Source organism: Brachybacterium phenoliresistens (genome assembly GCF_000576425.1).
GTDB classification, from domain to species: domain Bacteria; phylum Actinomycetota; class Actinomycetes; order Actinomycetales; family Dermabacteraceae; genus Brachybacterium; species Brachybacterium phenoliresistens.
Genome location: NZ_KK069999.1, coordinates 32,135 through 44,618, shown reverse-complemented (window position 1 = coordinate 44,618; position 12,484 = coordinate 32,135). Strand labels below are relative to the sequence as shown.

Annotated in this window: 13 protein-coding genes; 7 read left to right on the top strand and 6 right to left on the bottom strand. The window is 74.4% G+C overall.

The window, feature by feature from the left end:
* Positions 1–64: 64 nt before the first annotated feature.
* The 3 genes from BF93_RS13620 to BF93_RS13610 form a co-directional block, all read right to left on the bottom strand.
* A complete protein-coding gene (locus BF93_RS13620; protein ID WP_051486965.1) occupies positions 65–994 on the bottom strand; it encodes a sigma-70 family RNA polymerase sigma factor in 930 nt (309 codons plus the stop codon).
* A gap of 4 nt (positions 995–998) precedes the next feature.
* Entirely contained in the window at positions 999–1,433 is a 435-nt protein-coding gene (locus tag BF93_RS13615; RefSeq protein WP_038373377.1) for a carboxymuconolactone decarboxylase family protein, read from the bottom strand.
* Positions 1,434–1,531: 98 nt separating this feature from the next.
* The gene (locus tag BF93_RS13610; protein WP_038373376.1) at positions 1,532–2,035 is read right to left on the bottom strand and encodes a hypothetical protein; all 504 of its coding nucleotides are present in this window, start codon (positions 2,033–2,035) and stop codon (positions 1,532–1,534) included.
* Positions 2,036–2,162: 127 nt separating this feature from the next.
* Between BF93_RS13610 and BF93_RS13605 the strand changes: the two genes are divergently transcribed.
* Positions 2,163–2,807, top strand: coding sequence for a hypothetical protein (locus tag BF93_RS13605; protein WP_232226438.1), 645 nt, complete (start codon positions 2,163–2,165; stop codon positions 2,805–2,807).
* Here BF93_RS13605 and BF93_RS13600 read toward each other — a convergent pair.
* The gene (locus BF93_RS13600) at positions 2,749–3,438 is read right to left on the bottom strand and encodes a MerR family transcriptional regulator (RefSeq protein ID WP_038373373.1); all 690 of its coding nucleotides are present in this window, start codon (positions 3,436–3,438) and stop codon (positions 2,749–2,751) included. The genes BF93_RS13605 and BF93_RS13600 overlap by 59 nt on opposite strands.
* A 79-nt stretch (positions 3,439–3,517) precedes the next feature.
* On the opposite strand from BF93_RS13600, the gene BF93_RS13595 reads away from it, so the two are divergent.
* Positions 3,518–3,997 (top strand): DUF2306 domain-containing protein, encoded by a 480-nt coding sequence (locus tag BF93_RS13595; protein WP_038373372.1) that lies wholly within the window; start codon positions 3,518–3,520, stop codon positions 3,995–3,997.
* 153 nt (positions 3,998–4,150) lie between these two features.
* Here the strand turns inward: BF93_RS13595 and BF93_RS13590 are convergent, their stop codons facing one another.
* Positions 4,151–5,128: a bile acid:sodium symporter family protein gene (locus BF93_RS13590; RefSeq protein WP_038373370.1), complete on the bottom strand. Its 978-nt coding sequence runs from the start codon at positions 5,126–5,128 to the stop codon at positions 4,151–4,153.
* A gap of 142 nt (positions 5,129–5,270) precedes the next feature.
* On the opposite strand from BF93_RS13590, the gene BF93_RS13585 reads away from it, so the two are divergent.
* Positions 5,271–5,828 carry a hypothetical protein gene (locus BF93_RS13585; protein ID WP_051486963.1) on the top strand — a complete coding sequence of 186 codons (558 nt, stop codon included), beginning with the start codon at positions 5,271–5,273 and terminating at the stop codon, positions 5,826–5,828.
* 29 nt (positions 5,829–5,857) lie between these two features.
* Positions 5,858–8,026, top strand: coding sequence for a RecQ family ATP-dependent DNA helicase (locus tag BF93_RS13580; protein ID WP_038373369.1), 2,169 nt, complete (start codon positions 5,858–5,860; stop codon positions 8,024–8,026).
* A gap of 1 nt (position 8,027) precedes the next feature.
* On the opposite strand, the gene BF93_RS13575 is transcribed toward BF93_RS13580, so the two are convergent.
* Positions 8,028–9,518 carry a glutamate-cysteine ligase family protein gene (locus BF93_RS13575; protein ID WP_038373368.1) on the bottom strand — a complete coding sequence of 497 codons (1,491 nt, stop codon included), beginning with the start codon at positions 9,516–9,518 and terminating at the stop codon, positions 8,028–8,030.
* A 107-nt stretch (positions 9,519–9,625) separates the two neighbouring features.
* On the opposite strand from BF93_RS13575, the gene BF93_RS13570 reads away from it, so the two are divergent.
* The 3 genes from BF93_RS13570 to BF93_RS13560 are packed head-to-tail and all read left to right on the top strand — an operon-like array spanning position 9,626 to position 12,482.
* Positions 9,626–10,450 carry a nucleotidyltransferase family protein gene (locus BF93_RS13570; RefSeq protein ID WP_038373367.1) on the top strand — a complete coding sequence of 275 codons (825 nt, stop codon included), beginning with the start codon at positions 9,626–9,628 and terminating at the stop codon, positions 10,448–10,450.
* Positions 10,447–11,697 carry a galactokinase family protein gene (locus tag BF93_RS13565; protein WP_084148559.1) on the top strand — a complete coding sequence of 417 codons (1,251 nt, stop codon included), beginning with the start codon at positions 10,447–10,449 and terminating at the stop codon, positions 11,695–11,697. The genes BF93_RS13570 and BF93_RS13565 overlap by 4 nt, the downstream gene beginning before the upstream one ends.
* Complete coding sequence (locus tag BF93_RS13560) at positions 11,694–12,482, top strand: hypothetical protein (protein ID WP_038373366.1); 789 nt, start codon at positions 11,694–11,696, stop codon at positions 12,480–12,482. The genes BF93_RS13565 and BF93_RS13560 overlap by 4 nt, the downstream gene beginning before the upstream one ends.
* The last annotated feature ends 2 nt before the right edge of the window (positions 12,483–12,484 follow it).

Below are 12,484 nucleotides of genomic sequence, written 5' to 3'. Positions count from 1 at the left end.
CGGGCATCGGCCGGAAAATGTGGATATGTGCGTCGTGGGGAGGACCGGCGGGCCCTGGTCGTGATTATTGTGGATAGTTCGTGTCGATTGTCGGTGCCCTGTGCTCGGGGCGCAGGATCCGCCCCAGCTTCTCCGGGTTCGCGATCATCCGCACCGCGCGGATCCCGCCGTCGCCCACCTCGACGTGCAGCAGCTTGCGGCGCCCGCGCAGGGTCACGATCACGGCGCCCTCGCCGTTGACCACCGCCGGCTCCGCCGTCATCTCCCGGCCCTCCGCCCGGCTCGCCTCCGCGATGCCCACCAGGAACCGCGCCACGCGCTCGGGCCCGAACAGCGGGTTCCGGGCCGCCTGGACGACGCCGCCCCCATCGGCCCACAGCGTGACGTCATCGCTGAGCAGGGAGATCGTCCGCTCGACGTCGCCGTGCGCGACCGCGTCGACCAGCGCCGTCAGGGCCGCGCCCACCCGGGCGCGGTCCGTGCGCGGGGGCCGGCCCACGTCCAGCCGCCGGCCGGCGCGGGAGACCATCTGCCGGGCGTTCGCGGGACTGGTGCCGAGGACCTCCGCGATCTGCGGATACGGCAGGTCCAGCGCGTGGCGCAGCACGTAGGCGGCGCGGTCCTCGGGGCGCAGCTGCTCCATGAGGTGCAGCATCCCGATCGAGGCGATGTCGCGGCGGGCGGCGGCGTCCTCGGGCAGGTCCTCCGCGGCGATCGGCTCCGGCAGCCACGGCCCGGGGTAGGTCTCGCGGCGGTGGGCGGCGGAGCGCAGCACGTCGATCGCCCGGCGGGTCACCACCTGGGTGAAGTAGGCGGGCCAGGAGCGCACCGCGGCGCGCTGCGGCGCGGAGAGGGAGGCGACCCGGGCGGCGGCCTCCGCGACGGCGTCCTCGGCATCGGCCCAGGAGCCGAGGATCCGGTAGGCGAGGGCCAGCAGCCCACGCTGCTGCCGCGCCCAGATCTCCGGCCAGTCCTCGGCTCCCGGATCGTGCACCGTCTCAGGCCTCCGGCTCCTTGCGGGTGGAGATCGCGAAGCGGTTCCACACGTTGATGGTGGCGATGGCGAGCACCAGCTCGCCGAGCATGGACGCATCGTAGTGCGCGGCCGCCTCGTCCCAGACCTCGTCGGGGACGCCGTCCTCGCCGAGCCGGGTCACGGAATCGGTCAGGCGCAGCGCCGCCCGCTGCGCCGCGTCGAAGTGCGGGGACTCGTGCCAGGCGGCGACGCCGAACAGCTTCGCCACCGGGATGCCGGCGGCGATGGCGTCGCGGGAGTGCATGTCGGTGCAGTACGAGCAGCCGTTGACGATCGAGGCGCGCAGCTTCACGATCTCGTACAGCTCCTGGGGGAGCGCCTGGCGGCAGTGCTTCTCCAGGCCCAGGACGGCGCGGAACCCGTCCGGGGCGACGGTGGCCATGTCGATGCGGGACATGAGGGACCTTCCTGCGAAGGGGCCGCCCGGTGCGACCCTCGCCCCCTCCGACGAGACAGCCCGCCCGCCTGTGACAGCCGGGCCGGCGGATCCCGCTGTCAGTTCACCAGGTCGAACTCGACCTCGTCCGCGCAGATGCTGGTGACCGAGATCGTCCAGTCCTCGATCATGATCGTGTCGCCGACCGCGGCGGGCTCGATCGGCGCAGGGTCCCCGCCGTCGACGGCGGCGGTCAGCTCGGCCCGCCCCTGCGCATCCACGCCCGACAGGACGACGTCCAGGCCCGCCCCCGAGCGCTCGGGCAGGGCCGGGTCCGCGCTCTCGCCCAGAGCCGTGCGATGCATGCCCTCTCCCGTGCAGTCGTCCGTGAGCTCGACGGGCTGTGCGGGCGGGGTGACCGCGTAGCGGTGCGCGGCGGATTCGGGGGTCGCGCCGCCGCTGTCCGATGCAGATGCACCGCCGGCGTCCGATGCGCCCCCGGCGTCCGAGACCGCGGGAGGGGCCTCGGCGGCGGTCGGGACGGGGTCCTGCTGCGGGCCGCTGCAGGCGGCGAGGAGGATCAGGGCCAGGGCGGTTCCTGCCAGAGCGGTCTTGCTGTGCACGGGGTCACCGTACCGGAGGGGGCGACCGATGCGGCACCATGGACGGGTGCCCGCCCCGACGCCCCCGCCCCGCCCGACCCCGCGCATTCTGCGCGGGCGGACGGACCCTGCCCGGGCGGTGCGGCCGGTGGACTGGAGCGCGACGGGCCGCACGAGCCCTCCGCCGGAGCCGGAGCAGGAGCAGGAGCGAACGGCGCCGGCACCGAAGCGTCGGGCCCGGACCGTCGAGCTGCCCCGCCCGGCGGCGCCGCCGCAGCCCGGCTACGCCGATCGGCCGCTGCGGGTGCGCGAGGAGATCCTGCGGGTGGTCGGCGCCGAGAATGCCACCCACGAGGAGATCGTCCACGCGGTCGCCGATCCCCAGGACGCCTGGACCGCCGACGGCGGGGTCAGCGACCACTTCCAGCGCGATGGGCTGACGGTGCAGGTGCGCCGTCTGGACAATGCGGTGATCGGCGTGTTCGCCACCCGGTACGCGCTGTCGGTGCGGCCGGAGGAGTTCGAGCGCACCCCGGAGACGGCGCTGCCGACCTCCGGGCCCTCCGCGCGGCGTGGCCTGGGGACCCGCCATCCCACCACCCGCCGGGAGCTGCTGGCGCGGATGGAGGAGGCGGGATTCGTGATCGCCTCCGGCTCGACCCACGGCCGGGTCAGTCATCCGGATCATCCGGGGCTGTTCGTGCCCATGGCCAGCACGCCCTCCGATGTGCGCTTCACCCGTCACGCGGTGGCGCAGATCCGTCGTGTGTTCGGGATAGACCTGCGTCGCTGAGGGTGAGGGAGGCGTGCCCGAGGGCGCGCAGCACCACCAGCAGCCGGGCGAAGGCGAGGGAGCCGACGACGGCCCGCATCACGATGACGTCGGGGGAGGGAGCCACCTCCGGCGGTGCGCCGCCCGGGCGGCGGATGTCCTCGAGGTCCTCCGCCGCGATGCGGGCCATCGGCCGGGCATAGCGCAGCAGGGACTCGGGAGAGACGGGGATCTCCATCGACCGCATCTCGCGCAGCAGCGCATCGAGCGCCGTCCGCGGGACGGTGGGGACGTCGGGCCAGCCGAGCTCGGCCAGCAGCGGGGCGATGCGCGGGTCCTCGTCGTGCGGGACCTCGTCGCGCAGGGACTGCGCGGGCACCCGCAGGGCGAGCGCCTGGGCGATCTCGAGCGCAGCGATGATCGGGCGGTCGGGGTCGTCCAGCACCGCGCACAGGGCGCGGATCTCGGCGATGGAGCTGCCGGCGGCCTCGCGCAGCACCTGGATCAGGTCCAGGCGGTCGCGATGGCGCGGCCCGTAGTCGAAGCGGGTCGCGGTCAGGCGCTCCCCGGGAGGGAGCAGCCCCTCCCGGCGGTAGTACTTGATGCTCGCGACGCTGACGCCGCTGGTGCGCGAGAGCTCCTGGAGCAGCATCGTGTCCTCTCCGGGATAGTGCGAGGACCTCGCACTATCCTCATGGCGCGTCATGGATAGCGCGACTATCTTAAGGGGCATGGACGCCTTCACCCCGGTCATCGCCGTGCACGCCACCTGCGCGCTGTTCGTCATCGTGCTGGGTCCGCTGCAGATCCTTCGCCGTCGCCGCGACCGCGCCCACCGCGTGTTGGGCACCGCGTGGGCGACGGCCATGGTGCTGACCTGCACCACGAGCTTCCTGATCACCCCCGACGGCTTCTCCTGGCTGCACGCGCTGGCGATCTGGACCCTCGTGTGCCTCGTGATCGCGATCGTCGCGATCCGGCGCGGCGTCGTGCCCACGCACCGCGGGTTCATGGTGGGGTCCTACCTCGGCACCGCGATCGCCTTCGCCTTCGCGACGCTCGCGCCGGGCCGCGCGATCCCGCAGCTGCTGCGGGAGGATCCCGTCATCGCCCTGGTGACCCTCGCGGGCGTGATCGTCCTGGTCGCGGTGGGCAGCGCGCTCGTGATCCGGCGCAGCGGCCCGCGCGCGGAGGCGGCCCTCGCCGGCTGAGGGAGCGGACAGAAAAGTGCCCCGGCTCGTCCCCACGAGCCGGGGCCATCCCTTTCCCCCGCGTCCCGGTCAGCGGTTCCCGGCGTCCTCCTCAGTCGGCCGGGTTCCTCTCGGGAACGCGTTGGGACCAGATAACCCCATCCGGCGGGAATTTCACTGGGCGGAGTCTGCCAGCGCGCTGGGAGCCCGGCCCGCGTCGGTGCGCCGGTAGATCGCGGCGAGCAGCGCGCCGGAGAGGTTGTGCCAGATGGAGAACACCGCGCCGGGCAGCGCCGCCGCGGGGGAGAAGTACTGGGCGGCCAGCCCCGCCGCGAGCCCGGAGTTCTGCATGCCCACCTCGATGGAGACGGTGCGCGCGGAGCGGATCGGCTGCTTCAGGGCCCGGGCGATGCCATAGCCCAGCAGGAACCCGAGCCCGTTGTGCAGGATCACGGCCAGCAGGACCAGCAGCCCCGCCGAGGCGATCAGCGCGGCGCTGTTGCCCACCACCGCGAAGACGACCACGGCGATCGCGGCCACGGAGATCCACGGCAGCGCCGGCAGGATCCGGTCGACGAAGCGTCCCAGCAGCAGGCGCACCACGAGGCCCAGGATCACCGGCACCAGCACGATCTTCACGATCGACAGCGCCATCGCCGCCCCGTCGACCGGCATGTACTGGCCGGCCAGCCACAGCGTCAGCAGCGGGGTCAGCAGCGGCGCGAGGAGCGTGGAGATCGAGGTCATGGTGACCGAGAGCGCGGTGTCCGCCTTCGCGAGGTAGGCGATGACGTTGGAGGCCGTGCCGCCGGGGGCGCAGCCGACGAGGATCACGCCGGCGGCCAGCTCCGGCGGCAGCTGCAGCAGGACGCTCACGCCCAGGCCCACCAGCGGCATGATCACGTACTGGGCGATGACGCCCAGCAGGACGGGCAGCGGCCGGCGGGCCACGAGGGCGAAGTCCGGGAGGGTCAGGGTCAGGCCCATGCCGAACATGATCACCGCGAGCAGCGTGTTGACGTAGGGCAGCACGGAGACGGCGGGACCGGGCAGGGCGAAGCCGAGGCCGGCGCCGGCAAGGACCAGCAGAGGGAAGACCGTCACGGCCACCCGGGCGCTGCGGTCCTCGGGGGAGGGAGATGCTGTGGACATGCGCCGAGGGTACGCCGGTGAGACGCGGCGCTCGCTTGGTGAGACGGATTCTGGACGGGAGATGGGTGCGACCTGTGGCGATGGTGTGCAGGGGGACGAAAGTCCCTTGTCGGCGCCGGCCGGGAGCGGAAGAGTGCGGGGCATGAGCGCAGCGCAGGGTCATCGGGACGAGCAGCAGCGGGCCGCCCGCATCACGGCGATCGCGGGGACGCTCGTGATCCTCGCCTATGCGGCGACGTCCCTGCTGGAGATCTTCGTGCTCGGCCCGCTCGAGGGCGTCCCCGGCCGCTCCCTCGCGCAGATCCACGGCGACCTCGCGGCCGCCGGGGAGGCGCCGATGATGACCCTCCCGGCGATCGTGATGCTGACCGTCGGCGGTCTGGCGGCGGTCGCCGTGATGAGCGTGACCTTCGTGCATCGGCGCATGACCTGGCTGTCGGTCGCCCTCACGCACCTGGGGCTGCTGGTGCTGGGCGCCCCGGCGCTGGCGATGGCCTCCTTCGGCCCCGGCATGGCGCTGGCCGACACCTACGGATCCTCCGGCGCGGAGTTCCACACGGTGCTGACCGACCTCCTCCACGGGGTCAGCGGCGCCGCGCTGCTGGCGTTCCTCGTCCTGTGCGCCATCCTGACGCTGGACGCGCTGCGCTCCTCCTCCCCAGCCCCGGGTTCTCCCCCGCGGCGGGCCCTGCTGCGCTGAGCGTCGGCGGCCTCTGCCAGACTCGGGGCATGAGCACACCCGATGCCCTGCACGAGGAGGCCCTCGCCGCCCTGCGCGACCTCACCGGCCGGGAGGACGCCCGCTTCCACGACGGCCAGTTCGAGGCGATCTCCGCCCTGGTGGCGGACCGCCGCCGTGCCCTCGTGGTCCAGCGCACCGGCTGGGGGAAGTCCGCCGTCTACTTCCTCTCCGCCCTGCTGCAGCGTCGCCGCGGGCGCGGTCCGGCGCTGATCGTCTCCCCGCTGATCGCCCTGATGCGCGACCAGGTCGCCGCGGCGCAGCGCGCGGGAGTGCGGGCGGTCGCGATCTCCTCGGCGAACCCCACGCAGTGGCAGCAGATCGAGGAGGACCTCGCGGCCGATGCCGTCGACGTGCTCCTCGTCTCCCCGGAGCGCCTGGTCAACCCCCGCTTCCGGGAGCAGCAGCTGCCGCGGCTGATCGAGCGCCTGGGCCTGCTGGTGATCGACGAGGCCCACTGCATCTCCGACTGGGGCCACGACTTCCGCCCGGACTACCGGCGCATCCGCGACCTGGTGGCCGAGCTCGAGGACTCCGTGCCGGTGCTCGCGACCACGGCGACCGCCAACGAGCGCGTGGTCCAGGACGTCGTCGAGCAGATCGGCCGGCGCCGCGACGGCTCGCACGCCGACGTGCTCACGGTGCGCGGCCCGCTCACCCGCGACTCCCTGCGCCTGGGCGTGCTGTCCCTGCCGCAGGACCGCGACCGCCTCGCCTATCTCGCCGCCGTGCTGGACGAGCTGCCCGGCAGCGGCATCATCTACACCCTCACCGTCTCCGCCGCGGAGGACGTCGCCGCCCTGCTGGATGCCCCGGGCCGCGCGGTGAAGGCCTACACCGGCCGCACCGACCCGGACGCCCGCGTCGCCCTGGAGGCGGATCTCAAGGACAACCGGGTCAAGGCCCTCGCCGCCACCAGCGCGCTGGGCATGGGCTTCGACAAGCCCGACCTCTCCTTCGTCGTCCACCTCGGCGCGCCCTCCTCGCCGATCGCCTACTACCAGCAGGTGGGCCGTGCGGGCCGCGGCACCGACCGGGCCGACGTCCTCCTCCTGCCCGGGGCCGAGGACCCGCGCATCTGGGAGTACTTCGCGACCGCCTCCATGCCCCAGCAGGAGCGTGCCGAGGCCGTGCTGGCCGCGCTCGCCGCCTCGGACCGCCCGCTGTCCACCGCCGCCCTCGAGGCGCGCGTGGACCTGCGCCGCACCACCCTCGAGCTGCTCATGAAGGTCCTCGCCGTCGACGGCGCCGTCGAGCCCGCCCCGGGAGGCTGGCGCGCGACGGGGCGCCCCTGGGAGTACGACGCCGAGCGCTACGCCCGCATCGCCCGGGCCCGCCGCCACGAGCAGGACCAGATGCTCGCCTACGAGTCCGCGAGCACCTGCCGGATGGTCTTCCTCGCCCGGCAGCTCGACGACCGGGCCGCGACCCCCTGCGGCCGCTGCGACGTGTGCGCCGGGGCCTGGTTCCCGGCGCCCGGCGCCGTCACCGAGGCCCAGCGCGCCCAGGTCGGCACCGTGCTGGACCGGATCGGGGTGGACGTCGCCCCCCGCCTGCAGTGGCCCAGCGGCCTGGACCGCCTCCAGGTGCGCGGGCCCTCGGGCGGCCCCGTCTCGGGGAAGATCCCCGCCGCAGAGCGCGCCGAGGAGGGCCGGGTCCTGGCCCGCATGTCCGATCTCGGCTGGGCGGGGCGGCTGCGGGATCTGCTGGCCTCCGATGCCGAGGGCGTGCCGATCGACGCCGAGGTGCCCCGGGACGTCGGCGAGGGCGTCGTGAGAGTCCTCGCGGACTGGGACTGGGAGCAGCGGCCCGCGGCCGTGGTGCCGATCGCCTCGGTCTCGCGGCCGCGCCTGGTGTCCTCCCTCGCGGCGGGGATCGCCGGCATCGGCCGCATGGAGCTGCTGCCGCAGCTCTCGCTGCGGGAGACGGAGGGCCGGCCCCGCGCCGGGGGCAACAGCGCCTTCCGGGTCGCCGCGCTGTGGGACCGGTTCGAGGTCGGACCGGAGCTGGCCGAGGCCCTGGCCCGGCTGGACGGCGCCCCGATCCTCCTGGTCGACGACGTGATCGACTCCCGCTGGACGATGACCGTGGCGGCGCGGCTGCTGCGCCGCGCCGGCTCCGGGCCGGTGCTGCCGCTGGCGATCGCCCAGGCGGGCTGACTCAGCGGCGCCGCGCCGGCATCGGCCACTCGTGCACGGGGGAGCCGGACCAGACCCCCTCGATGTACAGCCGGGTCATCTCCGCGAGGGCCTCGGGGCGGCTCGCGCCGTGCAGCTCGAGGGAGCCCACGGTGTCGATCTGCCAGCGGGCGCCGTTGCGTCCCGTGCGGGCGCGGCCCAGCAGCACCTCGCCGTAGCGGGCGGCGACCGCCGGATCGGCCCCGAGATCCTTCAGGCCGTCCATGGCCTGGGGGATCAGGTGGTCCACCAGCAGGTCCGCGACCCGCACCCGGCCGATCCGCGGCCAGCGGATCCGCGCCTCCAGGCCCCACCGGGAGCAGGCCAGGAAGGCGTCGGAGGCCTGCTCGAAGCTCATCCGCGACCACAGCGGCCGCCGCTCGCCCAGCAGGGAGTGGACCAGCCCGTAGAAGAACGCCGCGTTCGCCGCCATGTCCAGGGACGTCGGCCCCGCCGGCAGCAGGCGGTTCTCCAGCCGCAGGTGCGGGGTGTCGGTGCCGGGATCGTAGATGGGCCGGTTCCAGCGCCAGACGGTGCCGTTGTGCAGCATCAGCTCGTGCAGGCGCGGGGCGGCCCCCTCGGTCAGCAGCGGCTCCTCGGCCATCGTCCGCGTCTCCGGGATCAGCGCCGGGAACATGCGCACGTTCTCCTCGAAGAGGTCGAACATCGAGGTGATCCAGCGCTCGCCGAACCACACGCGCGGGCGCACGCCCTGCTCGGCGTACTCCGGCGGGCGGGTGTCCAGGGACTGCACGAACGCCGGGATGCGGGTCTCGTGCCACAGCCGCTTCCCCAGCAGGAACGGGGCGTTCGCCCCGAGGGCGACCTGCGGTCCGGCGATCGCCTGCGCGGCGTTCCAGGCCGCCGCGAACTTCTCCGGGGCGACCTGCAGGTGCAGCTGCATCGAGGTGCAGGCGGATTCGGGGGAGATCGAGTCGAACAGGGCGTCCAGGCCGCGGCCCTCGCCCTCGATGCGGAGATGGATCTCCTCGCCGCGCGCCTCGAGGACGATCTTGTCCAGGGCGTCGTAGCGCGCGCCGGGGGAGCGCCACGACTCGCCGGAGAGCAGCTCCTCGGAGATGGTGGGCAGGTGCCCGATCGGCACGATCCGGCTGCCGTGGGCGCGGGCGGCGGCATCGGCCCGGCGCATCCGGTCCTCGACGTCCTCCTCGAGGCGCTGCAGGCCGCCGCCGCCGGGATGGGTCACCGGGAGGTTGACCTCGACGTTGTAGCGCCCGATCTCGTGGACATAGTCCTCGTCCGCGAGCTCGTCGAGCACCTCCACCGAGGTCAGCGCCGGCTGGAGCGCCTCGTCGACGAGGTTCATCTCCAGCTCCATGCCGATCGTGCCGTCCACCACGAACACGGCGGTGTCCAGATAGGACTCGAACAGATCGAGGTTGCGGCGCAGCTCGAGGCGGTACGCGGTGCGCTGGGCGCGGGTGTAGCTGGTGGAGCCGATCTCACGTCCCATGGGGACCTCCGAACAGAGGCGACGAGGAAGGGCCAGGATGGCACGCCGACCCCGGACGCGCGCAGTGCGGCCCACGCGCCGGGCAGGCACCTCCGTACAATCCTCGGGTGAGCACTCCGCCCCCCGCCCCGACCAAGGCCGTCATCCTCGCCCGAGGGCTCGGCACCCGCATGCGCCGCGACGATGCCGCGGCAGAGCTCAGCTCCGCCCAGGCCGCCGTCGCGGCCTCCGGCGTGAAGGCCCTCATGGACGTCGGGCGGCCCTTTCTCGACTACGTGATCTCCGCCCTGGCCGATGCCGGGATCCAGGAGGTCTGCCTGGTCATCGGCCCCGAGCACGAGGTGCTGCGCGAGTACGCCGCCGCGGCCTCCGGCGGGCGGGTGCGCGTGAGCAGCGCCGTGCAGGAGGAGCCGCGCGGCACCGCCGATGCCGTCGCCGCCGCCCGCGACTTCGCCGGCGAGGACCGGGTGATCGTCCTGAACTCGGACAACTACTACCCCGCCGAGGCGCTGCGGGCGCTGGCCGGCGCCCCGGGCAGCGCCCTGCTGGGCTTCGACCGCGCCGCCCTGCTGGAGCGCTCGAACATCCCCGCCGAGCGGATCCGCGCCTTCGCGCTCGTGCGCAGGGGAGCGGACGGCCTGCTGGTCGACGTCGTCGAGAAGCCCGATGCGCAGACCCTCGCCGCCTTCGGCGAGGACGCGCCGATCTCCATGAACGCCTGGCTGTTCACCCCCGCCATCTTCGCGGCCTGCGACCGCGTCGAGCCCTCGCCCCGCGGCGAGCTCGAGATCATCGACGCCGTCCGCCTGCTCGTGGCGGACGGCGAGCCCGTGACCGTCGTCCCGGCCGCCGTCGGCGTCCTGGACATGTCCTCGCGCGCGGACGTCTCCGCCGTGCAGGACGCTCTCTCGACCGTGGAGGTCGCCCTGTGACCAGCCTCTCCGCCTCTCCCGTGCTCACCACCAGCGCCTGGTTCGTGCCCGGCCGCGTCGAGCTCCTGGGCAAGCACACCGACTACGCCGGGGGCCGATCCCTGCTCGCCGCCGTGGACCTCGGCCACACGGTCACGGCCCGGGCCCGCGAGGACCGCGTGCTGCGCGTGGTCTCCTCCCTGTCCGAGGACGCGGTCGAGCTGGACCTGGATGCCCCGGCGGCGGCCGCGCCGGCCGAGGACGGGCACTGGAGCGGCTACGTCCGCACCGTCGCCGCGCGGCTGGACGCGAACTTCCCCGGCATACTGCGCGGCGCCGAGGTCGAGATCACCTCCACCCTGCCGCCCGCGGCGGGCATGTCCAGCTCCTCGGCCCTGATCGTGGGGCTGGCGCTGGTGCTCATCGACCTCTCGGGCATCGCGCAGGACCCGCGCTTCGTGCGCGCCGTGCCGGACCGCGAGCACCTGGCCGAGTACCTCGGCACCCTCGAGAACGGGCAGAGCTTCGGGGAGCTGGCCGGGGACCGCGGCGTGGGCACCTTCGGCGGCAGCGAGGACCACACCGCCATGCTCTGCGCGCCCGAGGGCGGTCTGGTCCAGTACTCCTTCTGCCCGGTGCAGCGCGAGCGGGAGGTGCCCTTCCCGGAGGGCCACTGCCTCGTCATCGCGGTCAGCGGGGTGGAGGCGCACAAGACCGGCGCCGCCCGGGAGGACTACAACCGCATCTCCCTCGCCGCCGCGGAGATCCTGCGCCGCTGGAACCTGGACCGCGCCCGGATGGACCCGACCCTCGCCGCCGCCGTCGCCACCGCCCCCACCTCGGCCGCCGCGATCGCCGGGCTCGTCGCGGGCGAGGACTACCTGCCCGGCCGCCTCGAGCAGTTCCTCGCCGAGTCCGAGCGCCTGGTGCCCGCGGCCGCCGTCGCCCTCGAGGACGGCGACCTCGAGGAGCTGGGCCGCCTGGTCGACGAGTCCCAGGCCGCCGCCGAGCAGCACCTGGGCAACCAGGTCCCCGAGACGATCGCCCTGCAGCGCACCGCCCGCTCCCTCGGCGCGGTGGCCGCGAGCGCCTTCGGCGCCGGATTCGGCGGCAGCGTCTGGGCGCTGGTCCCCGATGCGCAGGCCGATGCCTTCGTCCGGGACTGGGAGGCCGCCTATCTCGCGGCGTTCCCGCAGCACCGGGGGGCCGCGCGCGTGCTGCGCACCCGCCCGGGACGCGCCGCGCACCGCCGGGAGGTGACCGCATGAGCGCCCTCGACCCCCGCCGCCTGTCCTGGCCGGCCGCCGCGGGCGTGCTGCCGGTGGCCCCGCTGCGCCCCGTGATCGAGCGCCTGGGCTCCCTCGCCCGCACCCACGAGCGGGACGTCACCCTCATCCCCGGCCTCGCCGCCGAGGGCGAGGTCGAGGTCGATGCCGGGGATCCGCCGCCGGCCCTCGAGCAGGTCGTCGAGGAGATCGGTGGCCTGACCGTGCACGGGGAGGCGGGCCTGACCCTGCTGGTCGCCGAGCGCGCGGACGTCGGCCCGTACACCCTGCTCGGCCCGCCGACCAGCTACTACCCCCTGCACGAGGGAGCGGACGTCGCCGTCGTGCTCACCGTGGACGAGGACGGCGCCCCCGGCGCGGTCTACGGCATCGGGGAGGACCTCGCCCTGCGCCTGGCCGCCCCGGACCTGGCCGGCTACCTGCAGCGCTACGCCGATGCGCTCGAGGCGACCCTCGCGGCGCTGGACGCGGACGGCCCCGAGGACGAGCGCGAGCGCGCCAAGCGGGCCCACGCCCTGATGGACGAGCATCTCTTCGACGCCCTGCTGGGCACGGGCGCCGCCGAGGACGCCCCGCTGCGCGCGATGACCGCCCCGACGGCCGGCGCCGACCTGCCGGAGGGGACGGTCGCCGTCGGCGACCTCCGCGGGGCGCCGGCGGGCACGGGGCTCGATGTCATCGATGCCGAGATCGACGGCGACCCCCTCGAGCACCAGCTCCTCTGGCGCGAGGGCGGCCTCGTGGTGTGCCTGGTGCCGCGCTCCTAGCG

What these genes read in the sequence shown, in the direction of transcription:
- BF93_RS13575 (WP_038373368.1), bottom strand. Translation starts at nt 9,518, where the DNA reads ATGGGACGTGAGATCGGCTCCACCAGCTACACCCGCGCCCAGCGCACC.
- BF93_RS13580 (WP_038373369.1), top strand. Translation starts at nt 5,858, where the DNA reads ATGAGCACACCCGATGCCCTGCACGAGGAGGCCCTCGCCGCCCTGCGC.
- BF93_RS13585 (WP_051486963.1), top strand. Translation starts at nt 5,271, where the DNA reads ATGAGCGCAGCGCAGGGTCATCGGGACGAGCAGCAGCGGGCCGCCCGC.
- BF93_RS13595 (WP_038373372.1), top strand. Translation starts at nt 3,518, where the DNA reads ATGGACGCCTTCACCCCGGTCATCGCCGTGCACGCCACCTGCGCGCTG.
- BF93_RS13590 (WP_038373370.1), bottom strand. Translation starts at nt 5,128, where the DNA reads ATGTCCACAGCATCTCCCTCCCCCGAGGACCGCAGCGCCCGGGTGGCC.
- BF93_RS13560 (WP_038373366.1), top strand. Translation starts at nt 11,694, where the DNA reads ATGAGCGCCCTCGACCCCCGCCGCCTGTCCTGGCCGGCCGCCGCGGGC.
- BF93_RS13600 (WP_038373373.1), bottom strand. Translation starts at nt 3,438, where the DNA reads ATGCTGCTCCAGGAGCTCTCGCGCACCAGCGGCGTCAGCGTCGCGAGC.
- BF93_RS13615 (WP_038373377.1), bottom strand. Translation starts at nt 1,433, where the DNA reads ATGTCCCGCATCGACATGGCCACCGTCGCCCCGGACGGGTTCCGCGCC.